Raw genomic sequence first — 25,781 nt, 5'->3', positions numbered from 1 at the left:
GCGCGCTCCGGTTCCATTGCAAAGCGCGCCTCTGCGATTGCACCCGCCATCAAAGGCTGAGCATCAGCCCCGCCAGCGCCGCGCTCATCAGGTTGGCGAGGCTGCCCGCCACCAGCGCCTTCAGCCCCAGTTTTGCAATCATCGGCCGCTGGTTGGGCGCGAGATTGCCCGTCACCGCCATCTGGATCGCGATCGAACTGAAATTGGCGAAGCCGCACAGCGCGAAGGTGATGATCGCGACCGTCGCGGGCGAAAGGCCGCCCTGCGCCTGCCCCAGCGCGATATAGGCGACGAATTCGTTGAGCACGACCTTCGTGCCGAACAGGCCGCCCGCCACCTGCGCTTCGGCCCAGGGGATGTTGAGCAGATACATGACCGGCGAAAAGACATAGCCGAGCAGCATCTGGAAACTGAGGTCGGGGTGCCCGAACCACGCGCCGATACCGCCCAGGATGCCGTTCGCCAGCGCGACCAGCGCGACGAAGGCCAGCACCATCGCGCCGACCGCGACGGCGAGCTTCACGCCCGTCTGCGCGCCCTGCGCCGCAGCCATGATGAGGTTGGCGGGTTTTTCCTCGTCATGGGTGGCGACGGGCATCGGCTCGCCGGGAACCGTTTCGGCATTGAGCGCCGCCAGCCCCGCCCCGCTGCGCCGCGCGTCGGGCAGGTGGATGTCGTCTTCCAGCGGCAGTTCCGGCTCGCGCTCCGGCTCGTCGGGCATCATGATCTTGGCCATCAGCAGCCCGCCCGGCGCCGCCATGAAGCTCGCCGCCAGCAGATAGTCGATCCTGATTCCCATCGACGCATACGCCGCAAGGATGGTGCCCGCGACACCCGCCATGCCGCTGGTCATCACGGTGAAGAGCTGCGGCGGGGTCAGGCCCGCCAGATAGGGCCGGATCACCAGCGGGCTTTCGCTCTGCCCGACGAAGATGTTGGCGGCCGCGCACAGGCTTTCCACCTTGGACACGCCCGTCACTTTCTCGATCGCGCCCCCGACCCAGCGGACGATGAACTGCATGACGCCCAGATAATAGAGGATCGACACGAGGCTCGCGAAGAAGATGATGACCGGCAGCGCCGCGATGGCGAAGCTCGCCCCGCCGATCTCCGGTCTGGCGAGCGGGCCGAAGATGAAGTCGGTCCCCGCCTGCGCATAGCCGAGCAGATTGCCGACCCCCTTCGACATCGCGCCGATGATCGCGCGCCCCGCCGGGACATAGAGCACCAGCAGCGCGATTCCCGCCTGCAACAGGAAGGCCGCGCCCACGACGCGGGGTCGGATGGCGCGCCGGTCGGAGGAAAGAGCGAAGGCGATGGCAAGGATGAGGAGAATGCCGGCCAGGCCGATGAGGAGGTGCATGAAACGCTTTCGCGACGGGAACGGACGGGCGTGACTATATGGACGGGCGTTCCGCCGCGCCAGCGCTTTGCGTCAGGCGTCAGGCCCGAATGTCAGCGTGAACCAGCTACTCATCGCATCGACCGCCAGCGGCGTCAGACGCAGCGCGCGGCGGCGGCGGCTGTTGGGCGAGCCACGATATTCGTAGACCAGCCCGCGCCGTTCCAGCACGCCCACCTGTCCCACCGTGGCGTTGAGCGACAGCCGCCCCGTCTCGCTGATCTGCTCCAGCGTCAGCGGATCGTCGTCCAGTTCGGCCTGAAACAGCAGCAGCAATATATCCCATGCCGGGTCCGAGAACAGCGACTGGCCGAACAGCGTCGCCCGCGCGCCGCGCCCCCGGATATAGCGGCCGAGCACCGCACGGCGATCGGCCGCCTCTCCTTCAAGGATCGGCGGCGCCGCCTGATCGGCGTGGAAGCGGGTCAGGCATCGTTGCAGGGCGACGACCAGATCGACCGCCTGCTGACTGTCGAGCGCCCGCTCAGGCGGGTTGTGCACGGTCATGGAAGGCCTTCCGGTCAAGTTCTATGCCGATGATGGTGAACAGCATGAGCGGAATCACCCACACCGTGCTCAATCCTTCGTATATGCGGTCCGAAAAGCTGCCGATGATCAGCGTCGCTATGTGCGTCAGGACCGTCATCAACTGGCAGGCGGCAACCCAGACCGGCCAGTATCGGTCGCTCCGCACCATCAGCCAGAACAGCGCGATGAATGCGCCGACATCGACGAGGGTGAGCCAGATCTGCGTGGCGTGCCACGATCCGGCGAGCTGGGCGGGCATCGTCAGCAATGTTGCGGCGACCGAAATCGCCGCAAGCCACCGGCCATCCCTTCCGCCGAAGCAGAAGGCGAAGGCGCAGGTCATTACCATCAGAAGCCAGTAAGAAGCCGCCAGCATTCGCATTACCTATTGAGAGGGGGGCCAAGGGTCATGCGAAGGCCGACGGCTTCCCGCCTGGTCAGGCGACCAGGGTCAGGTGACGCGGTTCTTCGCGTTGTTCGGTGTCGAGGCCCAGCGGACAGCCGAAAGCCGTGACTTCATGCTGGCTATGCTCGATGCAGCGCGTGAGCAAGGCCGTGGCGCGCAGCATGTCGCTGCGGCCCTCGATGATCTTGCTGGCGCTGTCGTGAATCTGCTTGAGGATACGCTGGCTTTCGCTGGCGGTGAGGCCCGAATCCTGAGCGGCGGTCAGGAAGGCGGTGGTGAGCTGCGCGGCCTGCGCCAGCGCATCGTCCATTGCGGCGAAGGCATAGCGGTTCTGGTTGGCAACGGCCTGGGTCTTTTCGCGGTCAAGGTTCAGCACAAGTCTTCTCCCTCGCACCAGAACCCTTCCGGGCGGTGCGTTCGTCAGCGTGGCGATGTGGGAAGGATCAACCCAGAGCGCGGAAGGCTCCGGAAATCAGCAGCAGCAAGGTGACGACGCCTGCCCCGGTCAGAACCGCGGCGCGAACCATCGCCAATATGCGTCCGTCGATACTCAGTTCATTGGTCGATCCCCCGAGCGGCGGGCCGAAAGCCAATATGCGTAGAAGGAGCGACCTGCGTTCCGTTTCGGCATCCGGGCTGTCCGGCTGATCCGTGGATGACGCAGGTTCGGTGTCGGAGGCAAGCGGCTCCGATTGATGTATCAAAGGCTGATATGTGTCTGAAAGCGCGGCATGTTCCTGCCCCGACACGAAAAGGCGCGCCGCTTCCTTGCGGGACGGCACGCCGAACTTGCGCAGGCTGTTGCGGACGCGCTGGTCCACCGTGTGTTCCGACACGTGCAACTGGCGCGCGATCTCCTTGGAACTGAAGCCCTGCGCGACGAGTCGCAGGCACTGCTTCTCCCCTCGCTCAAGGCAGGCAGAGTGTCGACCACCCCCAAAAATCCTCCTGAATGGCCCCCGCCGGTCAAACCATGTCCATTTTTGCCCGGCCATGGTTGCGATTCGGTTCGTATCGGCGGCAAAGTGCCACGACCGGGCGCAATTATGCAATGCGCGGTCGCCGACTGACGCCCGAACGGGTGCATCAATATGATGAAAAAGGGCGGGAAACCGTTTCCCCGCCCCGTTTTTCTTATGCTGCGGCTTTTGCCCGGCTCATGCGCTTGCGCTCATTGGGATCGAGGAAACGCTTGCGCAGCCGGATGGTCTTGGGCGTGACCTCGACCATTTCGTCGTCGTCGATATAGGCAATGGCCTGTTCCAGCGTCATTTTCTTGGGCGGCGTCAGGCGAATCGAATCGTCCTTGCCGCTCGCGCGGAAGTTGGTCAGCGCCTTCGACTTCATCGGATTGACTTCGAGGTCTTCGGGCTTGGCGTTCTCGCCGATGATCATGCCTTCGTAGAGCGCCTCGCCAACCCCCACGAACAGGATGCCGCGCTCTTCCAGCGGACCCAGCGCATAGGCATTGGCTTCGCCCGCGCCGTTGGAAATGAGGACGCCGTTCTTGCGCCCTTCGATCTTGCCCTTGTGCGGACCATATTTCTCGAACAGGCGGTTCATGATGCCGGTGCCGCGCGTGTCGGACAGGAATTCGCCATGATAGCCGATGAGGCCGCGCGACGGCGCGGAGAAGGTGATGCGCGTCTTGCCGCCGCCCGAAGGACGCATGTCGGTCATCTCGGCCTTGCGGATGTTCATCTTGTCCACGACGGTGCCGGAAAACTCGTCGTCCACGTCGATGACGACGGTTTCATATGGCTCGGTCTTCGCCCCGGTCTCATCCTCGCCGAACAGCACGCGCGGACGGCTGATGCCGAGTTCGAAGCCCTCGCGGCGCATCGTCTCGATAAGGACGCCGAGCTGCAGTTCGCCGCGCCCTGCGACTTCGAAACTGTCCTTGTCCGCGCTCTCCGTCACCTTGATCGCAACGTTGCTTTCCGCTTCACGCATCAGGCGGTCGCGGATCATGCGGCTCGTCACCTTGCTGCCCTCGCGGCCCGCCATCGGCGAGTCATTCACCGCAAAGCGCATCGACAGCGTCGGCGGGTCGATCGGCTGCGCCTTGATCGGCACGCTGACCTGCGGATCGGCGATGGTATTCGCCACCGTCGCGACGGTAAGGCCCGCAAGGCTGATGATGTCGCCCGCCTTCGCTTCGTCCACCGGCACGCGGTCGAGGCCGCGGAACGACAGGATCTTCGACGCGCGGCCCGTTTCGATCACATTGCCATCGCCATCGAGCGCGTGGATCGGCTGGTTGACCTTGAGCGTGCCGGACTGGACGCGGCCCGTCAGGATGCGGCCGAGGAAATTATCGCGGTCGAGCAGCGTCACGAGGAAGCTGAACGGCGCTTCTTCATCCAGCGACGGCGGCGGCACATGATCGACGATCTTCTGGAACATCGGCTCCAGCGTGCCTTCGCGGCGCTGCGGGTCTTCGCTGGCGTAGCCGTTGCGGCCCGAGGCGTAGAGCACCGGGAAGTCAAGCTGCTCGTCCGTGGCGTCCAGCGTCACGAACAGGTCGAACACCTCGTCCAGCACTTCCTGGATGCGCTCGTCGGGGCGGTCCACCTTGTTGACGACGACGATGGGGCGCAGGCCCAGCGCCAGCGCCTTGCCGGTCACGAACTTGGTCTGCGGCATCGCGCCTTCGGACGAATCGACCAGCAGGATGACGCCGTCGACCATCGACAGGATGCGCTCCACCTCGCCGCCGAAGTCGGCGTGGCCGGGCGTATCGACGATGTTGATGCGCGTGCCGTTCCATTCGACCGAGGTCGGCTTGGCGAGAATGGTGATGCCGCGCTCTTTTTCGAGATCGTTGCTGTCCATCGCGCGCTCTTCGACGCGCTGGTTGTCGCGGAAGGTGCCGGACTGGCGGAAAAGCTGGTCGACGAGAGTGGTCTTGCCATGGTCGACGTGCGCGATGATGGCGATATTACGCTGGGACATGAACGGCCTTTGTGGAACGGGCTTCCCGGCCGGCACGACGCCTGCCCGGATCTATCGGGCGCGCCCCTACAGGAAATGACGCAATGCGGCAAGGGCGGGCGGCAAGGGCGGCGAGTCAGTGCTCGCTCGCGGCAAACGCCCCTATGCCCGTTTCGGCCCGCACCCGCTGCGCCGCATAGCCTGCCCGGTCCACCGCCGCGCGCGGGCTGCGGTCGACAAGAGAAATCAGCCAGATGGCGATAAAGCCCGCCGGAACCGAAAAGATCGCCGCCGAACTATAGGGGAAAGGCGCCTCCCCCAAGCCGAAGGTTGCGGTCCACACGGCGGGCGACAGCAGCGTCAGCACGAACGCGGTCAGCAACCCGATCGTCCCGCCCCACGCCGCCCCGCGCGTCGTGCATCCGCTCCACAGCAGCGACAGGATCAGCACCGGGAAATTGCCCGACGCCGCCAGCGCGAAGGCGAGGCTGACCATGAAAGCCACATTCTGCTTTTCGAACAGCAGCCCCAGCAGCACCGCGAACGCCCCCAGCGCCAGCGTCGTGATGCGCGACACGCGCAGCTCGTCGGCGGAATCCGCCTCCCCGCGCTTCAGCACCGTCGCATAAAGATCGTGGCTCACCGCCGACGCCGCCGACAGCGTCAGCCCCGCCACCACCGCCAGGATGGTCGCGAACGCCACCGCTGAAATGAAGCCGAGGAACGCATTGCCGCCGATGGCATGGGCCAGGTGGATCGCCGCCATGTTGCCGCCGCCGCGCAGCGCGCCTTGGCCGTCCAGATATGCCGGCTGCGTCCCCACCAGCACGATCGCGCCAAAGCCGATGATGAAGGTCAGGATATAGAAATAGCCGATCCACCCGGTTGCCCACAGCACCGACTTGCGCGCCTCCTTCGCGTCCGGGACCGTGAAGAAGCGCATCAATATGTGCGGCAGCCCCGCCGTGCCCAGCATCAGCGCAAGCCCGAAAGAGATGGCGGATACCGGGTCTTTGATGAAATTGCCCGGCGCCATGATCGACCGGCCCCGCTCCGCCGCTTCCGCCGCGCCCGCGCCGCCCGCCAGCGCGGCCTGCGTCTTGACCTCCACCGCGCGCGCGAACAGCGCCTCCAGCGAAAAGCCGCTCTGCGCCATCACCATCAGCGCCATGAAGCTCGCGCCGCCCAGCAGCAGCACCGCCTTGATGATCTGAACCCATGTCGTTGCGCGCATGCCCCCGAAGAGGACATAGAGCATCATCAGCCCGCCCACGATCCCCACCGCCGCGCCATAGGGCAGGCCGAACAGCAATTTGATGAGCTGCCCCGCCCCCACCATCTGCGCGACGAGGTAGAAGCTCACCACCAGCAATGTGCTCACCGCCGCGAAGCTGCGCACCGGCGGCTGCGCGAAGCGGTAGGACGCGACATCGGCGAAGGTGAAGCGCCCGAGGTTGCGCAGCCGCTCCGCCATCAGGAACAGCAGGATCGGCCAGCCGACGAGGAAGCCGGTCGAGTAGATGAGGCCGTCATAACCGTCATTGAATATCTGCGCCGATATGCCGAGGAAGGAAGCGGCGGACATATAGTCCCCCGCCATGGCGAGGCCGTTCTGGAAGCCGCTGATCCCCCCGCCCGCCGTGTAGAAATCCGACGCGGTGCGGGTGCGCGCCGCCGCCGCCTTGGTGATCCACAGCGTCAGGCCGACGAAGGCGACGAACATGCCTATCGCCACCCAGTTGACCGGCTGCCGCTGCGCCTCGCCCTCCAGCGCAGCGGCGAAGGCGGGAGCGGGGATCAGCGCCAGCAGCGCCAGCACTGCCCTCATGCGCCATGGTCCTTCAGGATCGCGGCCATCTGCGCATCATGATGGCGGTTGGCGTGGGCGACATAGACGCCGGTCAGCACGATCGCGAGCAGGATGAGACCGAGGCCCACGGGGATGCCCACCGATGTCACACCATCGCCGATGGGCGCGCCCAGCAGCGCCCTGTCAAATGCGATCAGCAGCAGATAGGCCACGAACGCGAAGAAGATGACGGCGGACAGCATCCATCCCAGCCGCGCCCGCCGCGCCACCAGCGCGATATAGCGCGGATCGGCCGCCACCGCCGCGACCATCGCATCCTCCGCCGCTTTCTGCATCGCCGCTCCTCTCCCCTGTCCGCCCCCATGCTAACCGCAGCCGGAGCGATTGCAATGGCGGGGCCGGGCTAGTTATAACCCTTTGCACAGACTTGCGGCGCGACTGTTTTATGCACATATGACAGTCGATGCCGCCACGGCCATCTGGGAGATGATATGGCTTCGACCGCGCCGACCGCCACCGCTGACACGCTGAACCTGACGCCGCCCGATCCTGTGCCTGCGGTCGCGCCGGAAAAGGCGGCGGGCCTCGTTCCCATCGAGGAAGGCACGCGCAGCAAGCTCGATGAGAAGGTCGACGCCTTCGTCGAGGATCTCGTCGCGCAGGACGCCAACTCGCCCGAATTCGGCAAGCGCGTCGACCAGCTCACCAATATGGGCCGCAAGGAAATCGCGGAGGCCGCAGGGCACAGCAACCGCTTCCTCGACCGCCCGGTCCGCGCGATGGACAGCGACAGCAAGGTCGGCGCCGACCTCGCCGAACTGCGCCGCACGGTGGAGGATCTCGACCCCGGCAGGCGCGGCAACCTGCTCGCGCCCAGGAAGCTGTTCGGCATCATCCCTTTCGGCAACCGGATGCGCGATTATTTCGACGGCTATAAAAGCGCGCAGGGGCACATCAACTCGATCCTCGGCAGCCTCGCCAGCGGCAAGGACACGCTCATCAAGGACAACGCCGCCATCGACGTGGAGCGGCAGAATATGTGGCAGACGATGGGTCGCCTCGAACAGATGATCCACATCAGCAAAACGATGGACGCCCGGCTGGAGGCCAAGGCGCTGGAACTGGATTCGACCGATCCGGCCAAGGCCAAGGCGATCCGTGAAACCGCGCTCTTCTATATCCGCCAGCGCACGCAGGACTTGCTGACGCAGATGGCGGTGACGGTGCAGGGCTATCTCGCGCTCGATCTCGTCAAGAAGAACAATATTGAACTGGTGAAGGGCGTGGACCGCGCCGGGACGACGACCGTCGCGGCACTGCGCACGGCGGTGACGGTCGCGCAGGCGCTGGTCGGGCAGAAGCTGGTGCTCGAACAGATCACCGCGCTCAACACGACGACCGCGAACATGATCGACCGGACCGGCGAGCTGCTGAAAAGCCAGACCGCGCAGATCCACGAGCAGGCCGCGTCCAGCACCATCCCCGTCGAAACGCTCCAGCGCGCCTTCCAGAACATCTACGACACGATGGACAATATCGACACGTTCAAGCTCAAGGCGCTCGAAAGCATGAAGACCACGGTCAACACGCTGTCGAACGAGGTCGAAAAGTCGAAGGGCTATATCGCCCGCGCCGAAGGCCAGGCGCAGGCCGCGCAGGAAGCCCGCGTCGAAAACCCGCTGCTCAGCGCCATCGAGGGGTGAGCGCGTGAGCCGCTCCGACCGCGTCCTCGCCGATGCCGAAGCGGTCCTGCGCCGCCACAGCGACCGCGGCCGCAGCCTCTCCACGCGCGCGCGCCAGCGCCGTAACGCGGGCCTCATCCGCAAGCTCAAATTTGCTTTCTGGGCGGTGCTCGCGATCCTCCTTGCCAGCGCCGCCGCAGGTTTCATCATGCCGCTGGGCGTCACCGGCGTCATGATCGCGCTGGGCGTCATCATCGCCGCGCTTGTCCTGATCGCCCTCATTCCCACGGAAAGCCGCGTGCCTGCCGAAGCGCTGGCGCAGACAGACCTCGCCGCGCTCCCCCTCAAGACCGAAATCTGGCTGGAAAACCAGCGCAAGGCGCTCCCCGCCCCCGCCGTCACTCTGGTCGACAGCATCGGCGTCCGCCTCGAAACGCTCGCCCCCCAGCTTGAGCGCGTCGGCGAAGGCGATCCCGCCGCGCAGGAAATCCGCAGGCTGCTCGCCGACCATCTGCCCGAACTGGTGACGGGCTACCAGTCGATCCCCGAACCGCTCCGCCGCGAGGAGCGCAACGGGCGCGTCCCCGAAAAGCAACTGGTCGAGGGGCTGTCCGTCATCGACGCCGAAATCGCGCGGATGAGCGAGACGCTGGCGAGCGGCGATCTGGACAAGCTGGCGGTGCAGAACCGCTTTCTCGAACTCAAATATCAGGAGGCGAAGGAACTGGGGCAATAAGCCCTGCGCTTCCTCCCTTCATGATCCACCTGACGCTCATCATCGTCGATTTCCTGACGGGCCTGCTCGCGGCTGGCGCATGGGCGCTGGCGTCGGCGGGCGCGGGCATCGCGGCGCTGCTGGGCGGCGGCTTTGCCGGGCTAACGCTGTTCCGCCGCTGGCGGCGCAAATAGGGTTCAGATCTCCAGTTGCGATCCCAGCTCGACCACCCGGTTCACCGGCAGCTTGAAGAAATCCATCGGGCTTTCCGCATTGCGCACCATCCACGCGAACAGCTTTTCCCGCCAGATCGCCATACCCGGCCGCGCCGACGGCACCAGGGTCTGACGGCTCAGGAAATAGCTGCTGTCCTTGATCGTGATCGGCCCGCAGCAGTCATGCACGCCCTTGAGCGCGGCGGGAATGTCCACCTCTTCCATGAATCCGTGGCTCAGGATCACGCGGTAGAAGCCCGCGCCATGGTCCTCGACCCGCGACCGCTGCGTGGCGTGAAGGTGCGGCACGCCATAGGTTTTCACCGTCAGGATGATGTTGCGTTCGTGCAGGATGCGGTTGTGCTTCACATTGTGCAGCATTGCGGGCGGCACGCCTTCGGTGGTGGACGACAGGAAGATCGCCGTGCCCGGCACCCGCTTCAGGCTGTTCATGGTGGACCGGATGAACAGGTCCAGTTCCATCGCCCCGTCGCGCAGCCGCTCGCGCATGATCCGCCGCCCGGTCGCCCAGGTGGTGAGGCCGACGAAGGCGATGGCCGCGACCAGCAGCGGGAACCAGCCGCCATCGGGTATCTTGGTGGCGTTGGACGCGAAATAGGCGCCATCGACGATCAGGAACAGCGCCGTCACGCCCCCCGCCACGGCGGGCGGCCATTTCCAGACCTTGTAGGTCAGGATGCCCAGCATACAGGCGGTAATGAACATGGTCCCCGTCACCGCGATGCCATAGGCGGCAGCCAGATCGGTCGAATTGCCAAAGCCCAGCACCAGCAGGATGACAAAGCCGAGCAGCGCGAAATTGACGAGCGGCACATAGATCTGCCCCGCTGCCGCCGCGCTGGTATGCTGGATGCGCAGACGCGGCAGGAAGCCCAGTTGCACGGCCTGCTGCGTGACCGAGAAAGCGCCTGAAATCACCGCCTGACTGGCGATGATGGTGGCCAGCGTCGCAAGGATGACCAGCGGCAGCCGCGCCCACTCCGGCGCCATCAGGAAAAAGGGGTTCTGCGCCGCTTCCGGCCGGTCGAGCATCAGCGCGCCCTGCCCCAGATAGTTGAGCAGCAGGCATGGGAGCGCGGCATAGAGCCAGGCGATGCTGATCGCCTTCCGCCCGAAATGCCCCATGTCGGCATAGAGCGCTTCGGCCCCCGTCACCGCCAGCACCACCGATCCCAGCGCCAGAAAGGCGAGTTTCGGGTCGAGCGCGAAGAAGCGGACGGCCCAGACCGGGTTGACGATGGCGACGATGTCGGGATGGCGCAGGATGTTGAGGATGCCCAGCGCCGCGAGCACAAGGAAATAGACGACCATCACCGGCCCGAACATCGCCCCCACCCGCGCGGTGCCGTGCCGCTGGATCAGGAACAGCGCGACGAGGATGACGATGGCGATGGGAAGCACCAGCGGCGTCATCCCCGCTTCCACCACGGTCAGCCCCTCGACCGCTGACAGCACCGAAATCGCCGGTGTGATGATCGCATCGCCGTAAAAGAGCGCGGTCGCCAACACGCCCAGCGTCGCGACCAGCGGCGTCCAGCGCGATTCGCCCAGCGTCCGCCGCACCAGCGCCAGCAGCGCCATGCTGCCCCCTTCGCCATGATTGTCCGCACGCATGACGATGAACACATATTTGACCGTCACGATCAGCGTCATCGTCCAGAAGATGAGCGACAGCACGCCAAAGATATGCAGCGGATCGACCGTCAGCGGATGATGCCCGACGAAACTTTCCTTGAGCGCATAGAGGGGCGACGTGCCGATGTCGCCGAACACCACGCCCAGCGCGCCCAGCGCCAGAGCGCCCGTGCCCTGCCTTGGCCCGCTATGGGGATGCGCCCCGTCTTCCCCCGTCTGTTCCATCAACACCATGACCCCAGCCGACCCTCAGCCGCGCCCGATGCCACGGGACGGGGTTGATTTGCCATAGGGAGAATAGGGCATCTGCATAGTATTTGCATAGGATTCCGGCGGAAGAGCGCGATTTCCTATGCAAATACTATGGACGCGGCCGGTTCCCGCTCTCGCATTGCTATGGCGGGACGGACTAGATGAAGCGCGGTTTCCTGACGTGGAAAGGCGCGCATCATGGCGGAATGGCGACCGGGTTTTGCGGCGAAGGCGGCCCTGCGGCTGACGGGCCTTGCCCTGCTGGCGGGGCTGCGGCCCGAAAGCCGCTGGCTTCACGCAGCCGTTCTGCGGTCGGCGGCGACGACCCCGGCGCAGGCGCTGCTGGCGATGCTCTGTTTCGTCACGGCCAGCGCGGGGGTGGCGCTTCTGCTGCTGGGACCGGATCTGTGGAAGCCTGTCGCGGTCGCGCCGCGCTGGCGCTCGGCCGATCACGGGGCGGGATAGCCCCGGACAGCCCGTCAGGCGCGTGCAGTTCGCCATCGGGCTGTCCGGGATCGCAGCGTCGCCACTCTTGGAGGCTATGACAACGCTGTCTAGTGCCGTCTACATCGTCGCGCTCCCCCGCGCAAGCCTCATTCGCGCGGCCTCAGCGCCTGACAGAAAGGCGGTAGACCATCTCGTGATGATAGGGCTTGCCCGGATCGACCCGCGCTGAAACGAAGGCGGGCTTGTTGGGCGCGTCGGGGAATTTCTGCGGCTCCAGAGCGATGCCGTCGCCCATGCGATAGACATGGGCGTTCTTGCCGACAAAGCTGCCGTCGAGGAAATTGCCGGTGTAGAATTGCACCCCCGGCTCGGTCGTCAGCACTTCGAGCACGCGGCCCGACGCCGGATCTTCCAGCCGCGCCGCCAGCTCGGGCGCTCTGGTCAGCCCCTTGTCGAGCGCGAAATTATGGTCATAGCCATGGCCCGCCACGATCTGCGGATCGCGCCCGTCGCGAATGCCGTCCGCCACGCGCCGCCCGGCGCGGAAGTCGAACACGCTGCCGTCCACCGGCTTCAGCTCGCCGGTCGGGATGAGGTTGGCGTCGACCGGCGTATAGGCCTTGGCCGGAATCGTCAGCACATGGCCCAGCGCGCCGTCCGGCGACCCTTCGCCCGACAGATTGAAAATCGCGTGGTTCGTCATGTTGACGATGGTCGGCTTGTCGGTTTTCGCGTCGAAGACGATGCCGAGATTGCCCGCCTCGTCGAGCGTGTAGATAACGGTCACGTCCAGCTTGCCGGGATAGCCTGCATCGCCATCGGGGCTGCTGTATCCCAGAACGACGCTCGCCTTCGGGCCGCTCCTGATCGACACGACCTTGAACACCTGCTTGTCGAATCCCTTGCCCCCGCCATGCAGCGAATTGACCTTGTCGTTGAGCGGCAACTGATAGGCCTTGCCGTCGAGCGTGAATTTGCCGCCCGCGATCCGGTTGGCATAGCGGCCCACGGTCACGCCGAAATAATTGGGCACCTCGACATAGCCCTTGAGGTCGTCATAGCCCAGCAGCACGTCGGCCTTGTTGCCCTCGCGATCCGGCCCGTAGAGCGACTGGAGCGTCGCGCCATAGGTCAGGATCTTCGCCGACACGCCCTGCCCGTTGGACAGCGTGATCGTTTCGACCGCCTCCCCGTTCGCGGTCCCGGCGGGCGCGCGGCTCGCCTCTGCGGCATGCGCGCCGCCCGCGCTCCCCATGGCGATACCCAGCGCAAGCCCACACGACAGCATCATTTTTTGATCGACGACCTTTGGCACCCGGTTCCTCCCGATAATATCGACGCCCATTGACGAGCGGTTGGACCGGATATACTCGGACATATTGGCAGGACGCAAGCCTCGACCGCAGGGTCGCGCAGCAGCGCTTGAGGGAGAAGGATGGGATGGCAGGACCGATTTCGTCAGGCGCGGGCGCAACCGCTCCCCATGCGCCCGGCACGCGCTACGGCCCGGCGCTCGCGCTGCTGGCCAGCCTCTTCTTCATGTGGGGCTTCATCACCGTCATCAACAACACGCTGCTGCCCCATCTGCGCAGCGTCTTCGAGCTGAGCTACACCCAGACGACGCTGATCGAATCGGTCTGGTTCATCGCCTATTTCTTCGCCTCCATCCCGTCGGCCAAGCTGATCGAGCGGGTCGGCTACCAGAAGTCGATGGTGATCGGCCTGCTCGTGATGGCGGCGGGCGCGCTCGGCATGACGCTGGCGGCGTCGATCCCTTCCTATGGCGTGACGCTTGTCATGCTGTTCGTGATCGCCAGCGGCATCACCCTGCTTCAGGTCGCGGCCAACCCCTATGTCGCGGTCGTCGGCAGGCCGGAAACAGCCTCCTCACGCCTCAATCTGGTGCAGGCGATGAACTCGGCGGGCACGATGCTCGCGCCCATGTTCGGCGCCTATCTGATCCTCGGGCGATCGAAAGGCGGCACCGCGCAGGGCGATGTCGTGCTGACGCAGGCGGAGCGGCTCGCCGACGCGCAGTCGGTCATCCTGCCCTATGTTCTTGTGGCGATCGTGCTGGTCGTGCTGGCCTTCGTCATCGCGCGCTTTCCCCTTCCCGCGATGGGCGCGGCGACGCAGCGCCACGACCGGGAGGAGCGCCGGAAATATTCGCTCTGGTCGCACCGCAACCTCGTCTTCGGCATCCCCGCCATCTTCATCTACCTGATCGCGGAGATCGGCGTCGCCAACCTCTTCGTGAACTTCGTCAGCCAGCCGCAGATCGCCAATCTGACCCATGAACAGGCGGGCAATTATCTGACCTTCCTCTGGGGCGGGATGATGGTCGGCCGCTTCGCCGGCTCCGCCATCATGCAGAAATTCGATGCCGGCCATGTGCTCGCCGCCTTCTCGGTCGGCGCGTTCGTGGTCATGCTCGTGACGGTCTTCACCACCGGCCCTGTCGCCATGTGGTCGCTGATCCTTGTCGGCCTGTTCCACTCGATCATGTTCCCGACGATCTTCACGCTGGGCATCAAGGGGCTGGGTCCGCTGACCGAGGAAGGATCGGGCCTGCTCATCATGGCCATCGCGGGCGGGGCGCTGGTGGTGGTGCAGGGCTGGCTGGCGGACAGCTACGGCCTGCAGACCAGCTTCCTGCTGACCGCCGCCTGCGAACTTTATGTCCTCTTCTATGCGCTCTGGGGATCGAAGACGACGAACGCGCTGCCCGACCAGCAGGTTACGCAATAGGCGTCGAGGGTCGCACTCGACGGGGGAAAGGGTCGGAGCGCATGATGCCGCTCCGGCCCTTTTTTTTCCATCACTCCTGCATCGAACTCGCCGTATCCTCCAGCGCCAGATCGACCAGCGCCCCCATCGCCTCCGCCGCCCCCTGCGCGTCGCCCGCCGCGATGGCGTCATACACGCGCACATGATCGGGAATGGGATTGCGCGGCAGGGCGCGGGCGCGCTGCTTATATTGCGTGGTCCAGTTGACCGCCGCGCCGATGCTGGCGCTCAGCACCTGGATCGCGTCGTTGCGCGTGGCGTTCAGGATCGCGTTGTGGAAATCGCGGTCCGCCGCCCGCCCGGCGTCTGTCGCCAGCGTATGACGGCGCATCGCGGCAAGCGCATCCTTCATGAGCTTGAGGTCATCCCTGTCGCGCCGCTGCGCCGCCAGCCGCGCCGCCGCCGGCTCGACGATGGAGCGCAGTTCGAACAGGTCGCGCACGAACTGCACGTCCGGCTCGCCGGTGAAGGCCCATGCCAGCACTTCGGGGTCGAGCAGGTTCCACCGGTTGCGCGGCAGCACGCGCGTGCCCGCCTTGGGACGGCTTTCGACCAGCCCCTTGGCGGTCAGCACCTGCACCGCCTCGCGATAGGCGCTGCGCGACACTTCCAGTTCCTCGGCGAAGGCGACCTCGCCCGGCAGCGTGTCGCCGGGCTGATACCGGCCCGACAGGATCGCCGTCCCCAACCGGTGCGCGATCGCGCCATGCAGCCGCCGCCCCGGTCCACGGGTCGCTTTGGCAATCGCGCCGCCTGCTCTGGCGGGCGGGTTATCTTCGGCCATGATGTTCCTTTGCCTCTCCACCCCATGAGACAGACGGGCGAGGCTATAACAGAAGCATTGCCAATGACACTATGCTGTAATATGTCGGAGTAATTATCTGTCGATTGCGTGAAAGGGAATAGGGATGGCCTTGCGCCTGTTGCAGCACCGGTCGGATCAGGGCGTGCGGTCCGTCATCGCGGCACAGGGCGACGCGGCTCATATCGTCCCCGGCTTCGCCACGGTCCGCGCGCTGGCGCTCCATGCGATCCGGCGGGGCATCCCGCTCGTGCAGGCGGTGGAGGCGGCGGACCGGGGCGACGCCGTCGACATCGCCGCCGAATATGCCGCCGGGCGGCTGCTCGCCCCCATCGACCATGAAGACGGCGCGCACCTCCTGATGACCGGCACCGGCCTCACCCATCTCGGCTCGGCCGAGGGGCGCGACAGGATGCACCGCGAAGCCGCCGCCGCCGAAAAGCAGACCGACAGCATGCGCATGTTCCTCGAAGGGCTGGAGGGCGGCAAGCCCGCGCCGGGCCAGACGGGGCAGCAACCCGAATGGTTCTACAAGGGCGACGGATCGCAACTGGTCGGACCCGGCGCGCCGCTCGCCATGCCCGCCTTCGCGCAGGATGGCGGGGAGGAACCGGAACTGGCCGGCGTCTATATCGTCGGGGAAGACGGCACGCCCTACCGGATCGGCCTCGCCCTCGCCAACGAGTTCAGCGACCATGTGACCGAACGGCACAATTATCTCTGGCTCGCCCACAGCAAGCTGCGGCAGGCGGCGCTCGGTCCCGAACTGCTCGTCGGCCCGCCCCCGGCGCATGTAGAGGGCGCCAGCCGCATCGTCCGCAACGGCGAAACCATCTGGGAAAAGCCGTTCCTGTCGGGCGAAGCGAACATGTCGCACAGCTTCGCCAACCTCGAACATCATCATTTCAAATATGATCTGTTCCGCCGCCCCGGCGACGTGCACGTCCATTTCTTCGGCACCGCCACCCTCTCCTTCTCGGACGGCGTGCGCACGCAGGAAGGCGATGTGTTCGAAATCGAAGCCGCGCCCTTCACCCTGCCCGCCCGCAATCCGCTGACCCGCGCGCGACCTGTCCCCGTCGCTGTCCGCGGCCTGTGAGCACGCCCAAATAATCATCAGGAGAGGAATGCCATGACCACGACCCTGCGCCGCGCCGCCGCCGCGCTGCTGCTCTGCGCGAGCGCGCTCACCGCCCCGCTGGCCAGCGCCGACACGGCGGGCAGGCCCACCACCGCCACGATCGGCGCGAACCGGCCCGGCCCCGTCTATGACCGCCGCATCTTCACTCAGTTCGCCGAGCATCTGGGCAACGGCATCTATGGCGGCCTCTGGGTGGGCAAGGACCGGTCGATCCCCAACACCAACGGCTTTCGCAACGATGTGATCGCGGCGCTGCGCAACCTCGCCGTGCCAGTCATCCGCTGGCCGGGCGGCTGCTTCGCCGACGAATATCACTGGCGCGAGGGGATCGGCGGCAAGCGCCCGGTGAAGGTCAACACCAACTGGGGCGGCGTGACCGAACCCAATGCGGTGGGCACCCACGAATATTATGAACTGCTGCGGCAAGTCGGCGCGGAAGCCTATATCTCCGGCAATGTCGGCAACGGCAGCCCGCAGGAAATGGCGGAATGGGTCGAATATGTCACCGCCCCCGCAGGCAGCCTCGCCGACGAGCGCGCGAAGAACGGCCACAAGGACGCATGGGCGCTCCCCGCCTTTGGCATCGGCAACGAACTCTGGGGCTGCGGCGGCAACATGCGCCCCGAATATGCCGCCGATGTGACCAAACGCTACGCCACTTTCCTGAAAGTGCCCGCCGGCAAGACGATGGTGAAGATCGCCTCGGGCGCGAACGGCGACGACTATAACTGGACCGAAGTGATGATGCGCGACGCGGGCAAGCAGCTCGACGCGCTCTCGCTCCATTATTACACGCTGCCGCAGGGCGGCTGGCCGCCCAAGGCCGATCCCGTCAATTTCGACGAGACCCAGTGGGCCGACACGCTCGCCGCGACGTGGAAGATGGATGAACTCATCACGAAACACAGCGCGGTGATGGACAAATATGACCCGCAAAAGCGCGTCTTCCTCGCCGTCGACGAATGGGGCACCTGGTATGCCCAGGACCCCGGCACCCATCCCGGCTTCCTGCGCCAGCAGAACACGCTGCGCGACGCGCTGGTGGCCGCGATCAATCTCGACATTTTCGCGAAACATGCCGACCGCGTCCGCATGAGCGCCATCGCCCAGATGGTGAACGTGCTTCAGGCCATGATCCTGACCGACGGCAACAGGATGGTGCTGACCCCCACCTATCATGTGTTCGAAATGTATAAGCCGTGGCAGGACGCCACCGTCCTGCCGATCAGCATCGACACGCCATGGTATAACAAAGATAAATTCGTCATCCCCGCCGTCAGCGGCTCTGCCGTGCGCGGCAGGGACGGGCGCGTCCATGTCGCGCTCTCCAACGCCGATCCGGGTCAGACGAACAGCGTCAGCATCAGGCTGGACGGCCTGACCGCCGCGAGCGTTTCGGGCCGCATCCTCACCGCGTCCGCGATGAACGCCCATAACAGCTTCGACGCGCCCGAAACGGTGAGGCCCGCCCCCTTCACCGGCGCGAGCGTCAGCGGAGGCGCTCTGTCCGTCACTCTGCCGCCCAAATCGGTCGTCGTGCTCGACCTGCAATAGTCCCGCCCATGCACAGAGCTTGCCAATTGCCGCCGGGGACGCCATTTTCCCGGCGCAAATGGCAAGATGCCTGCTAGGACGAGAATATGGACGATGTGATGACCCCCGACCGCACCGCCGGTCCCCGGCCCCAGATCCCGCACGAACTGGGCGACGGGCTGTCGGTCATCTCCATCGCCAAAAGCTATGACAAGCGCGTCGTGCTGTCCGATGTGTCGCTGACCGTGGGCAAGGGAGAGGTCGTCGGCCTGCTCGGTCCCAACGGCGCGGGCAAGACGACCTGCTTCTATTCGGTCATGGGCCTCGTCCGCCCCGACCATGGCCGCATCGTGCTCGACGGGCAGGACATCACCCACCTGCCCATGTATCGCCGCGCGATTCTGGGCCTTGGCTATCTGCCGCAGGAAACCTCGATCTTCCGGGGCATGACCGTCGCGCAGAATATCGGCGCGGTGCTCGAACTCGCCGAGCCGGACAAGACGGCGCGCGAAGCCCGACTGGAACAGTTGCTCGACGAATTCGGCCTCGCCCGCCTGCGCGATTCCGCCGCGATGGCGCTGTCGGGCGGTGAACGCCGCCGCTGCGAGATCGCCCGTGCGCTCGCCGCCAACCCGTCCATCGTGCTGCTCGACGAACCCTTTGCGGGCATCGACCCGCTCTCCATCGCCGACATCCGCGATCTGGTGCGCCAGCTCAAGACGCGCGGCATCGGCGTCCTCATCACCGACCATAATGTGCGCGAGACGCTGGAGATCGTGGACCGCGCCTGCATCATCTATGACGGGCAGGTGCTCTTCGCCGGCAGCCCGACCGAACTGGTCGCCAACGCCGATGTCCGCCGCCTCTATCTGGGCGAGAATTTCCAGCTTTGACATGACGATGCCGCGCGCCTTTGCCTTGGGGAAGGAAGCGCGCTGATGGCGCTCGGCCCGCGCCTCGACATACGGCAGAGCCAGTCGCTGGTGATGACGCCGCAGCTCCAGCAGGCGATCAAGCTGCTGGCGCTCTCCAATCTGGAAATCGAGGCGTTCGTCGCTGCCGAACTCGAAAAAAACCCCCTGCTCGAAACTGGCGGCGACGATACCCTGCCGCTGGCGGACGGCATCGACCGGGTGGAAGACCGCCCCGCCCTCGCCGCCGAAACCGGGTCCGCCGACGACCTCATCGCGCAGGGGCTGGGCGCGGCGGACAGTCCGCTCGACGTGGATCATGGCGCGTCCACCTTCATCGACGACGGCCCCGCCGACCGCATGACGGGCGCGGGCGGCGGCATGGACATGGGGCCGGGCGGCGGCAGCTATGCCGAGGACGCGCCCGATTTCGACAGTTTCGCCGCACCCGCCGCCAGCCTGCACGAACATCTGATGGATCAGGCCCGCGCCGCGCTGTCGGGCATGGACCTTGTCATCGCGACCCAGCTCATCGGCCAGATCGACGAGGCCGGCTATCTGGAGGCGAACCTGCTTCAAACCGCTCATGCGCTCGGCGTCCCGCTCCATGATGTCGAGCGCGTGCTGGGCGTCATCCACGGTTTCGATCCCACGGGCGTGGGCGCACGGAGCCTGTCCGAATGCCTCGCGCTGCAGGCGAAGGAAGCTGATCGCTACGATCCCTGCATGGCCCGGCTGCTCGCCAATCTCGACCTGCTGGCAAAGGGCGCGCTCCCCCATCTGCGCCGCATCTGCGGCGTGGATGAGGAGGATATGGCCGACATGATCGCCGAACTGCGCGCCTATGATCCAAAGCCCGGCCTCCGCTTCTCGCAATCGAGCGCCGCGCCTGTCACGCCCGACCTCTTCGTCCGCCCGACCCGCGAAGGCTGGGCGATCGAAATCAACAGCGCCACCCTGCCCCGCCTGCTCATCAACCGCAGCTATTATGTCGAACTGGCGAGCGGCCCGCAGAACCGCACCAGCAAGGCATGGCTCGCCGACTGCCTCGCCAGCGCCAACTGGCTGGTGAAGGCGCTGGACCAGCGGCAGAAAACGATCATCAAGGTCGCGAGCGAAATCCTGAAACAGCAGGAAGCCTTCTTCCGCGAAGGCGTCGCGCATCTGAAGCCGCTGACGCTCCGCGCCGTCGCTGACGCCATCGGCATGCACGAAAGCACGGTCAGCCGCGTCACTTCCAACAAATATCTCGCCTGCCCGCGCGGCCTTTACGAGCTCAAATATTTCTTCACGAGCGGCGTGTCGGCGACGGGCGGCGACGGCGCGGTGTCCGCCGAAGCGGTGAAAAGCCACATCAAGGCGCTGATCGGCGCGGAAGACCCGCAGGCGATCCTGTCCGACGACACGCTGGTCGACCTGCTCCGCGCCAAGGGCATGGACATCGCGCGCCGCACCGTCGCCAAATATCGCGAGGCGATGGGCATCGGCTCCTCGGTCCAGCGGCGGCGGCAGAAAGCGCTCAAGGGCAAGGCTGCCTGACCCTTCCTGTCCTATGCGAGGCGCGGCCCGTTATAATGCAGTTGCCTTTACGATAGGATCAGGGGCGCGCAACAAAATGTCAAAACTTGCGGGAAATATGCGAAGTTAAGCGGCTTGATTCCTATCTGCCTGCCCGGCATGGGCAGGCCGCCCGCCCGCAGCAAAGGATCGCGCCGACCATGTCCATCGCCTATCTGAACGGCGCGTTCCTGCCGCTGGATCAAGCCCGCATCTCTCCGCTCGACCGGGGGTTCCTTTTCGCCGACGGCATTTATGAAGTCGCAGCAGTCATCGACGGCAGGCTGATCGACAGCGCCAGCCATCTCGCCCGGCTGGAGCGTTCGACCGCCGCCATCGGCATCGCCCTCCCCATGCCGGTCGCGGAAATCGAGGCGATCCAGAAGGAACTGGTCGTCAGGAACGGCGTCGACGAAGGGCTGGTCTACCTCCAGATCACGCGCGGCGCGGACGAGAGCCGCGACTTCATCGCCCCCGCCGGCCTCACACCCACGCTCTTCCTGTTCGTCCAGCACAAGGATTTCCTCGCCAGCCCCGCCGCCCGCGACGGGATCGCGGTGGCGACCATGCCCGACCTGCGGTGGAAGCGCCGCGACATCAAGAGCGTCGGCCTTCTGGCGCAGACCATGGCGAAACAGGCCGCGCGCGACGCGGGCGCGCAGGAAGCATGGATGGTCGAGGACGGCTTCGTGACCGAAGGCGCGTCCTCCACCGCCTTCATCGTCACGGACGAAGGCATCGTCACCCGCCCCTATAGCGAGGCGGTGCTGGCGGGCTGCACCGCAACCGCACTCAACGCGCTGGCGCAGGAAAGCGGCCTCGCGGTCGTCCGCCGCCCCTTCACCGTGGCGGAGGCGCTGGACGCTACGGAAGCCTTCATCGCCAGCGCGTCGACCTTCTGCCAGTCGGTCGTGCGGATCGACGGCAGGCCGGTGGGCAACGGCCGCCCCGGCCCGGTCGCAACCCGCCTGCGCGCGCTCTACTTCGCATTTGCGAGACAGACGGGCGTCTGACTGAATCCATTTCGGATGGATCTATCCGGCGCCGGATTGCCGCCGATCCGGACGAAAGCCCTGTCTCCTATGCACCCGCCGCCCGTTTCGCGCGGCGGCGCTCCGGCATCGAACCAACTCCTGTCCGTTACGGAACGATATGGAGATGATTCAATCCGTTCTTGCCTTATCCTCGGGAACGAAGGTAGAACAGGGAGCTTATGATGACGCCGGATTTCACCTATCCGTCTGCAAGAGACATGGACCCGATCGTCTCTTCCCCGATCGCGTCGCCCGACGCGCGACTGGGATTGCTGGTGATCGGCGACTGGATCGACATCGACGATGTGACGCTGGTCGCGGAAGCTGCGGGATTGCGCCTGCTGGGCGTTACCGATCTGGACCACGCCTCCGCCCGGCTCGACGAACAGACGCGCTGCGATACGCTGCTTCTCTTCTGCCCGGCTGCCGGACCGACGCTGGAACGGCTTCTGGTTCAGGCGGAAACGCAGGCGATCCAGACCGGGATGGCGGTGATTCTGGTGGCGGGGTGGGAGACGATGGACCTCGCCTACGCCTGCCTGCGCAGCCCCTATACCCAGCTTCTGTGCGATCCCGACCAGACCGAACTGGCCGCCGCGCTGGTCGCGTCGGCGGAACGGCGGCCGCACGCCGGTCTCGTCCACGACATCAACGGCGAAAGCGCGCGTCTCCAGCAACTGAGCGATGAGGTGGGGCGGCTGGCGCGCACCATTGACGCCCTGACCCAGCGCCCCCGCAGCGCAACGCCCAGCTTCGACCTCGGCCCGCGCATCTCCGACCGGCCGAGCGACTATATCGGCATGCCGCTGGCGATGACCGGCCCGGATCTTTCGCGCCCGGCCAAAGCCGCCGGAACGGATACGGACCGTCCGGTCACGGCGGCGCAGGTCCGCGACATGCTGCGCGCGCGGCGTCTGCGCGCCGACTTCCTGCCGGGCGACCTCTTCGCCGACCCCGCATGGGACATGCTGCTCGACCTGCTGGCCGCGCATCTGGATCAGGATCGGGTGTCGGTATCCAGCCTGTGCATCGCCGCCGCCGTTCCCCCGACCACGGCGCTGCGCCATATCCGCACGCTTACCGACCGCGGACTGGTCGAGCGGCTGGCCGATCCGCATGACGGCCGCCGCGTCTTCATCTCGCTGACGCAGGAGACCGCCGACGCGCTGACCCGCTGGTTCGGGGCGAGCCGCCGCCTGCTGTGCGGTTGACGCACCGGCTTGACCGCCGCCCATTTTGCCCGCAAGAGGCGCCCACCTGCAAAGGGGGCGATTAGCTCAGTTGGTAGAGCGTCTCGTTTACACCGAGAATGTCGGCGGTTCGAGCCCGTCATCGCCCACCAGTTTTTCGGCCTTGAAGCCCGTCCGGGGGACGGGCGTGCCGAAAAACTCCGAGCAGCTATGCTGCGAGGGTGCAGCCGAAGAGAAAATGTCCGGGGGACATTTTCCCGCAAAACTCCCAAGCGCAAGCGAGGGGTGACGGCCTTGAAGCCCGTCCGCCATCCTGCCGATGGTGCCACCGACGCAATGGCCATATTGCAGGCCTGCGAACGCGCTGCTAACGGCTTTCGCCATGATCCAGCCGCCTGAAATCATCCGAGTCTCGAAATCCCGCGTGTCCTGCGACGGGTCGGGAGATATTCCCGCCGCCCTCGGCCATCCGCGCGTCTTCCTCGAAATCGACGAGCATGGCTATGTCGACTGCGGCTATTGCGACCGCCGCTTCGTCCTGATCGGCGGCGTTGCGGACACCCCGGACGCAGGCGACAGGCCCGACATCGCATCGGGCGCCAGCCTCTAGCACCGGTCGCGCCGCAGAGCGTCGAGCCGCGCTGCGTTTTTGCTGTTGGGAAGGCGGCGATGCGCGCCTATATCGGCCCCATGACCGATCCCGCTTCCCATTTCACCGACGCCCGTGGCCTCCTCTACCGCCCCGGCCTGCTCGACCCCGACTCCGCCCGCCGCCTGACCGCCGAAGCGCTCAGGAGCTGCGACGATGGCGAACTCTACCTCCAGTATCGCGCGAGCGAGAGCTTCGGCTTCGACGACGGGCGGCTGAAGACCGCCGACTATTCCACCGATGCAGGCTTCGGCCTGCGCGGCGTGTCGGGCGAAATGACCGGCTTCGCCCACGCCAATGACCTCAGCGAAGCGGCGATCCGCAAGGCGGCGCAGACGCTGACCCTGCTCGATCCTGCAAAGGGTCAACCGGCTCCGCCGCCCCAGCACACCAACCGCCATCTCTACACCGACGCCAACCCGCTGGAGATCGTGCCCTTCGCCGAGAAGGTCACGCTCTGCGCCGCGATCGACGCCGCCGCCCGCGCCCGCGACCCCCGCGTGGCACAGGTGTCGGTCAGCCTTGCGGGAAGCTGGTCGGTGGTGGAAATCGTGCGCGCGGACGGCTTCACCGCGACCGACATCCGCCCGCTCGTCCGCCTCAACGTCTCGGTCATCCTTGAAGAAAATGGCCGCCGCGAAACCGGCGTGTTCGGCGTCGGCGGCCGCTATCTCTACGATCAGGTGATGGACCCCGCCGTCTGGAACCGCGCCATTGACGAGGCGCTGGCGCAGGCGCGCGTCAATCTGGCCTCGGTCGCCGCGCCCGCTGGCGAGATGACCGTGCTGCTCGGCCCCGGCTGGCCCGGCGTGCTGGTGCACGAAGCCATCGGCCACGGTCTCGAAGGCGATTTCAACCGCAAGGGCACCAGCGCCTTTTCCGGCCGCATCGGCCAGCGCGTCGCCGCGCCCGGCGTCACGGTCGTGGACGATGGCAGCATCATGGACCGGCGCGGCTCGCTCTCCATCGACGATGAAGGCACGCCCACGCAGGAAAATATCCTGATCGAGGACGGCATCCTGCGCGGTTATATGCAGGATCGCCTCAACGCCCGGCTGATGGGCGTCGCGCCCACCGGCAACGGCCGCCGCGAAAGCTACGCCCACGCCCCCATGCCCCGCATGACCAACACCTTCATCAAGGGCGGGCAGGACGATCCGGAAGAGCTGCTGTCGCGCATGAAGTCCGGCATCTTCGCCAAGAGCTTCGGCGGCGGGCAGGTGGACATCGTGTCGGGCAAGTTCGTCTTCTCCTGCACCGAAGCCTATAGGGTCGAGAATGGCAGGCTCGGCGATCCGATCAAGGGCGCGACGCTGATCGGCGACGGGCCGACCGCGCTGACCAAGGTGATCGGCGTCGGCAACGACTGGGCGCTCGACGAAGGCATCGGCATGTGCGGCAAGGGCGGGCAGAGCGTGCCCGCGGGCGTGGGCCAGCCCACGCTGCTGATGGAAGGGCTGACCGTGGGCGGCACCGCGACCTGATCCAAATTGTGCAGGGGCGCGGAACCGTCCGGCCCCTGCATCATTGGACCGGCATGACCTCCGCGACCGACAGCCACGACGCCGTGACCGCCGACTGGGCCGTCGGCCTGCTCGATTTCTGGTTCAATCAGGTAGGCGAAAAGGGCTGGTGGAGACACGATCAGGCGACAGACCGCGCCTGCGCCGATCTCTACCTCGCCCTCTGGCAGAATATGCAGACGCGGGAGCCGGGCGATTTCCTCGACCGCGCGGACGAGGCGCTTGCCGCCATCCTTCTGTTCGACCAGATGCCGCGCAACATGTTTCGCGGCGGCGCCGAAGCCTTCCAGACCGACGCGCTGGCGCGCGATATTGCGCGCGGCGCCATCGCGCGCGGCTATGACGTGCAGATCGGCGGCGCGGGCCGCCGCTTCTTCTACATGCCCTTCATGCACAGCGAGGCGATGGAGGATCAGGATCTTTCCCTCACCCTCTTCGAAGGCGCGGGCGATGCGGAATCGCTCGACTTCGCCCGCCGGCACCGCGCGATGATCGAACGTTATGGCCGCTTTCCGCATCGCAATGCCGCTTTAGGCCGCACGACGCGACCCGAGGAGCGGGATGCGATTGCCGAAAGCGAGGGCTGGTAGCCGCCCTTGCCTGTTTT

25 protein-coding genes, 1 tRNA gene and 1 pseudogene are annotated in these 25,781 nt (G+C 66.0%); 15 read left to right on the top strand and 12 right to left on the bottom strand.

Going from position 1 to position 25,781, the window contains the following annotated elements:
* Positions 1-49: 49 nt before the first annotated feature.
* The 9 genes and pseudogenes from SAMIE_RS00475 to SAMIE_RS00440 all read right to left on the bottom strand — a co-directional run bounded on the left by SAMIE_RS00475 (position 50) and on the right by SAMIE_RS00440 (position 7,415).
* Positions 50-1,363, bottom strand: coding sequence for a NupC/NupG family nucleoside CNT transporter (locus SAMIE_RS00475; RefSeq protein WP_066701252.1), 1,314 nt, complete (start codon positions 1,361-1,363; stop codon positions 50-52).
* A gap of 72 nt (positions 1,364-1,435) precedes the next feature.
* Complete coding sequence (locus tag SAMIE_RS00470; protein WP_066701253.1) at positions 1,436-1,909, bottom strand: helix-turn-helix domain-containing protein; 474 nt, start codon at positions 1,907-1,909, stop codon at positions 1,436-1,438.
* Positions 1,887-2,306, bottom strand: coding sequence for a hypothetical protein (locus SAMIE_RS00465; protein ID WP_066701254.1), 420 nt, complete (start codon positions 2,304-2,306; stop codon positions 1,887-1,889). The genes SAMIE_RS00470 and SAMIE_RS00465 overlap by 23 nt, the downstream gene beginning before the upstream one ends.
* A 61-nt stretch (positions 2,307-2,367) precedes the next feature.
* A complete protein-coding gene (locus SAMIE_RS00460; protein WP_066701255.1) occupies positions 2,368-2,712 on the bottom strand; it encodes a hypothetical protein in 345 nt (114 codons plus the stop codon).
* A gap of 67 nt (positions 2,713-2,779) precedes the next feature.
* Positions 2,780-3,178 carry a helix-turn-helix domain-containing protein gene (locus tag SAMIE_RS00455; protein ID WP_408641269.1) on the bottom strand — a complete coding sequence of 133 codons (399 nt, stop codon included), beginning with the start codon at positions 3,176-3,178 and terminating at the stop codon, positions 2,780-2,782.
* A 6-nt stretch (positions 3,179-3,184) separates the two neighbouring features.
* Positions 3,185-3,331: pseudogene (locus tag SAMIE_RS24065) on the bottom strand (hypothetical protein); the annotation flags it as partial.
* Between the two features lie 139 nt (positions 3,332-3,470).
* Positions 3,471-5,291, bottom strand: a complete 1,821-nt coding sequence (gene typA / locus SAMIE_RS00450) for a translational GTPase TypA (protein WP_066701256.1) — start codon at positions 5,289-5,291, stop codon at positions 3,471-3,473.
* Positions 5,292-5,406: 115 nt separating this feature from the next.
* On the bottom strand, positions 5,407-7,098 hold the full coding sequence (locus SAMIE_RS00445; protein WP_066701257.1) for a cation acetate symporter: 1,692 nt from the start codon (positions 7,096-7,098) through the stop codon (positions 5,407-5,409).
* Positions 7,095-7,415 (bottom strand): DUF485 domain-containing protein, encoded by a 321-nt coding sequence (locus SAMIE_RS00440; RefSeq protein ID WP_066701258.1) that lies wholly within the window; start codon positions 7,413-7,415, stop codon positions 7,095-7,097. Before SAMIE_RS00440 ends, SAMIE_RS00445 begins: the two co-directional genes overlap by 4 nt.
* Positions 7,416-7,571: 156 nt before the next feature.
* Here SAMIE_RS00440 and SAMIE_RS00435 point away from each other — a divergent pair, with 156 nt between their 5' ends.
* The 3 genes from SAMIE_RS00435 to SAMIE_RS23220 are packed head-to-tail and all read left to right on the top strand — an operon-like array spanning position 7,572 to position 9,671.
* On the top strand, positions 7,572-8,783 hold the full coding sequence (locus SAMIE_RS00435) for a toxic anion resistance protein (protein ID WP_066701259.1): 1,212 nt from the start codon (positions 7,572-7,574) through the stop codon (positions 8,781-8,783).
* Between the two features lie 4 nt (positions 8,784-8,787).
* Positions 8,788-9,498 (top strand): hypothetical protein, encoded by a 711-nt coding sequence (locus tag SAMIE_RS00430; RefSeq protein ID WP_066701260.1) that lies wholly within the window; start codon positions 8,788-8,790, stop codon positions 9,496-9,498.
* Between the two features lie 20 nt (positions 9,499-9,518).
* Positions 9,519-9,671 carry a hypothetical protein gene (locus tag SAMIE_RS23220; RefSeq protein ID WP_162849010.1) on the top strand — a complete coding sequence of 51 codons (153 nt, stop codon included), beginning with the start codon at positions 9,519-9,521 and terminating at the stop codon, positions 9,669-9,671.
* A gap of 3 nt (positions 9,672-9,674) precedes the next feature.
* Here SAMIE_RS23220 and SAMIE_RS00425 read toward each other — a convergent pair whose 3' ends face one another.
* Entirely contained in the window at positions 9,675-11,573 is a 1,899-nt protein-coding gene (locus SAMIE_RS00425) for a potassium transporter Kup (RefSeq protein ID WP_066701301.1), read from the bottom strand.
* 225 nt (positions 11,574-11,798) lie between these two features.
* Here SAMIE_RS00425 and SAMIE_RS00420 point away from each other — a divergent pair, with 225 nt between their 5' ends.
* A complete protein-coding gene (locus SAMIE_RS00420) occupies positions 11,799-12,065 on the top strand; it encodes a hypothetical protein (RefSeq protein ID WP_066701261.1) in 267 nt (88 codons plus the stop codon).
* A 142-nt stretch (positions 12,066-12,207) separates the two neighbouring features.
* On the opposite strand, the gene SAMIE_RS00415 is transcribed toward SAMIE_RS00420, so the two are convergent.
* Positions 12,208-13,338: an aldose epimerase family protein gene (locus tag SAMIE_RS00415; protein ID WP_232037329.1), complete on the bottom strand. Its 1,131-nt coding sequence runs from the start codon at positions 13,336-13,338 to the stop codon at positions 12,208-12,210.
* Between the two features lie 149 nt (positions 13,339-13,487).
* Between SAMIE_RS00415 and SAMIE_RS00410 the strand changes: the two genes are divergently transcribed.
* On the top strand, positions 13,488-14,795 hold the full coding sequence (locus tag SAMIE_RS00410) for a sugar MFS transporter (protein ID WP_066701263.1): 1,308 nt from the start codon (positions 13,488-13,490) through the stop codon (positions 14,793-14,795).
* Between the two features lie 70 nt (positions 14,796-14,865).
* Here the strand turns inward: SAMIE_RS00410 and SAMIE_RS00405 are convergent, their stop codons facing one another.
* The gene (locus SAMIE_RS00405) at positions 14,866-15,618 is read right to left on the bottom strand and encodes a FadR/GntR family transcriptional regulator (RefSeq protein ID WP_066701264.1); all 753 of its coding nucleotides are present in this window, start codon (positions 15,616-15,618) and stop codon (positions 14,866-14,868) included.
* Positions 15,619-15,742: 124 nt separating this feature from the next.
* Between SAMIE_RS00405 and araD1 the strand changes: the two genes are divergently transcribed.
* From araD1 to SAMIE_RS00355, 10 genes are all read left to right on the top strand, one after another.
* The gene (gene araD1, locus SAMIE_RS00400; RefSeq protein WP_066701265.1) at positions 15,743-16,735 is read left to right on the top strand and encodes an AraD1 family protein; all 993 of its coding nucleotides are present in this window, start codon (positions 15,743-15,745) and stop codon (positions 16,733-16,735) included.
* Between the two features lie 33 nt (positions 16,736-16,768).
* A complete protein-coding gene (locus SAMIE_RS00395) occupies positions 16,769-18,331 on the top strand; it encodes an alpha-N-arabinofuranosidase (RefSeq protein ID WP_066701266.1) in 1,563 nt (520 codons plus the stop codon).
* 86 nt (positions 18,332-18,417) lie between these two features.
* The gene (gene lptB, locus SAMIE_RS00390; RefSeq protein ID WP_066701267.1) at positions 18,418-19,203 is read left to right on the top strand and encodes an LPS export ABC transporter ATP-binding protein; all 786 of its coding nucleotides are present in this window, start codon (positions 18,418-18,420) and stop codon (positions 19,201-19,203) included.
* A gap of 45 nt (positions 19,204-19,248) precedes the next feature.
* Positions 19,249-20,760: an RNA polymerase factor sigma-54 gene (rpoN, locus tag SAMIE_RS00385; RefSeq protein ID WP_066701268.1), complete on the top strand. Its 1,512-nt coding sequence runs from the start codon at positions 19,249-19,251 to the stop codon at positions 20,758-20,760.
* Positions 20,761-20,939: 179 nt separating this feature from the next.
* Positions 20,940-21,791 carry a D-amino-acid transaminase gene (locus SAMIE_RS00380; RefSeq protein WP_066701269.1) on the top strand — a complete coding sequence of 284 codons (852 nt, stop codon included), beginning with the start codon at positions 20,940-20,942 and terminating at the stop codon, positions 21,789-21,791.
* A 203-nt stretch (positions 21,792-21,994) separates the two neighbouring features.
* Positions 21,995-23,023 (top strand): winged helix DNA-binding protein, encoded by a 1,029-nt coding sequence (locus tag SAMIE_RS00375; RefSeq protein ID WP_083952543.1) that lies wholly within the window; start codon positions 21,995-21,997, stop codon positions 23,021-23,023.
* Between the two features lie 55 nt (positions 23,024-23,078).
* Positions 23,079-23,154, top strand: a tRNA-Val gene (locus SAMIE_RS00370).
* 230 nt (positions 23,155-23,384) lie between these two features.
* Positions 23,385-23,612 carry a zinc-finger domain-containing protein gene (locus tag SAMIE_RS00365; protein WP_066701270.1) on the top strand — a complete coding sequence of 76 codons (228 nt, stop codon included), beginning with the start codon at positions 23,385-23,387 and terminating at the stop codon, positions 23,610-23,612.
* A gap of 80 nt (positions 23,613-23,692) precedes the next feature.
* Positions 23,693-25,135 (top strand): metalloprotease TldD, encoded by a 1,443-nt coding sequence (gene tldD, locus SAMIE_RS00360; RefSeq protein ID WP_066701303.1) that lies wholly within the window; start codon positions 23,693-23,695, stop codon positions 25,133-25,135.
* 53 nt (positions 25,136-25,188) lie between these two features.
* Positions 25,189-25,764: a DUF924 family protein gene (locus SAMIE_RS00355; protein ID WP_066701271.1), complete on the top strand. Its 576-nt coding sequence runs from the start codon at positions 25,189-25,191 to the stop codon at positions 25,762-25,764.
* Positions 25,765-25,781: the final 17 nt, after the last annotated feature.

The organism is Sphingobium amiense, assembly GCF_003967075.1.
In the GTDB taxonomy this organism is placed as follows: Bacteria; Pseudomonadota; Alphaproteobacteria; order Sphingomonadales; family Sphingomonadaceae; genus Sphingobium; species Sphingobium amiense.
Note: the sequence above shows the minus strand (reverse complement) of the source record. Positions and strands in the feature narration are given on the sequence as shown.

Excerpts from the sequence above, each read along its gene's own strand:
- SAMIE_RS00475 (WP_066701252.1), bottom strand. The coding sequence starts at position 1,363 with ATGCACCTCCTCATCGGCCTGGCCGGCATTCTCCTCATCCTTGCCATC.
- SAMIE_RS00470 (WP_066701253.1), bottom strand. The coding sequence starts at position 1,909 with ATGACCGTGCACAACCCGCCTGAGCGGGCGCTCGACAGTCAGCAGGCG.
- SAMIE_RS00465 (WP_066701254.1), bottom strand. The coding sequence starts at position 2,306 with ATGCTGGCGGCTTCTTACTGGCTTCTGATGGTAATGACCTGCGCCTTC.
- typA (WP_066701256.1), bottom strand. The coding sequence starts at position 5,291 with ATGTCCCAGCGTAATATCGCCATCATCGCGCACGTCGACCATGGCAAG.
- SAMIE_RS00445 (WP_066701257.1), bottom strand. The coding sequence starts at position 7,098 with ATGAGGGCAGTGCTGGCGCTGCTGGCGCTGATCCCCGCTCCCGCCTTC.
- SAMIE_RS00440 (WP_066701258.1), bottom strand. The coding sequence starts at position 7,415 with ATGCAGAAAGCGGCGGAGGATGCGATGGTCGCGGCGGTGGCGGCCGAT.
- SAMIE_RS00435 (WP_066701259.1), top strand. The coding sequence starts at position 7,572 with ATGGCTTCGACCGCGCCGACCGCCACCGCTGACACGCTGAACCTGACG.
- SAMIE_RS23220 (WP_162849010.1), top strand. The coding sequence starts at position 9,519 with ATGATCCACCTGACGCTCATCATCGTCGATTTCCTGACGGGCCTGCTC.
- SAMIE_RS00425 (WP_066701301.1), bottom strand. The coding sequence starts at position 11,573 with ATGGAACAGACGGGGGAAGACGGGGCGCATCCCCATAGCGGGCCAAGG.
- SAMIE_RS00420 (WP_066701261.1), top strand. The coding sequence starts at position 11,799 with ATGGCGGAATGGCGACCGGGTTTTGCGGCGAAGGCGGCCCTGCGGCTG.
- SAMIE_RS00415 (WP_232037329.1), bottom strand. The coding sequence starts at position 13,338 with ATGATGCTGTCGTGTGGGCTTGCGCTGGGTATCGCCATGGGGAGCGCG.
- SAMIE_RS00410 (WP_066701263.1), top strand. The coding sequence starts at position 13,488 with ATGGCAGGACCGATTTCGTCAGGCGCGGGCGCAACCGCTCCCCATGCG.
- SAMIE_RS00405 (WP_066701264.1), bottom strand. The coding sequence starts at position 15,618 with ATGGCCGAAGATAACCCGCCCGCCAGAGCAGGCGGCGCGATTGCCAAA.
- araD1 (WP_066701265.1), top strand. The coding sequence starts at position 15,743 with ATGGCCTTGCGCCTGTTGCAGCACCGGTCGGATCAGGGCGTGCGGTCC.
- SAMIE_RS00395 (WP_066701266.1), top strand. The coding sequence starts at position 16,769 with ATGACCACGACCCTGCGCCGCGCCGCCGCCGCGCTGCTGCTCTGCGCG.
- lptB (WP_066701267.1), top strand. The coding sequence starts at position 18,418 with ATGGACGATGTGATGACCCCCGACCGCACCGCCGGTCCCCGGCCCCAG.
- rpoN (WP_066701268.1), top strand. The coding sequence starts at position 19,249 with ATGGCGCTCGGCCCGCGCCTCGACATACGGCAGAGCCAGTCGCTGGTG.
- SAMIE_RS00380 (WP_066701269.1), top strand. The coding sequence starts at position 20,940 with ATGTCCATCGCCTATCTGAACGGCGCGTTCCTGCCGCTGGATCAAGCC.
- SAMIE_RS00375 (WP_083952543.1), top strand. The coding sequence starts at position 21,995 with ATGACGCCGGATTTCACCTATCCGTCTGCAAGAGACATGGACCCGATC.
- SAMIE_RS00365 (WP_066701270.1), top strand. The coding sequence starts at position 23,385 with ATGATCCAGCCGCCTGAAATCATCCGAGTCTCGAAATCCCGCGTGTCC.
- tldD (WP_066701303.1), top strand. The coding sequence starts at position 23,693 with ATGACCGATCCCGCTTCCCATTTCACCGACGCCCGTGGCCTCCTCTAC.
- SAMIE_RS00355 (WP_066701271.1), top strand. The coding sequence starts at position 25,189 with ATGACCTCCGCGACCGACAGCCACGACGCCGTGACCGCCGACTGGGCC.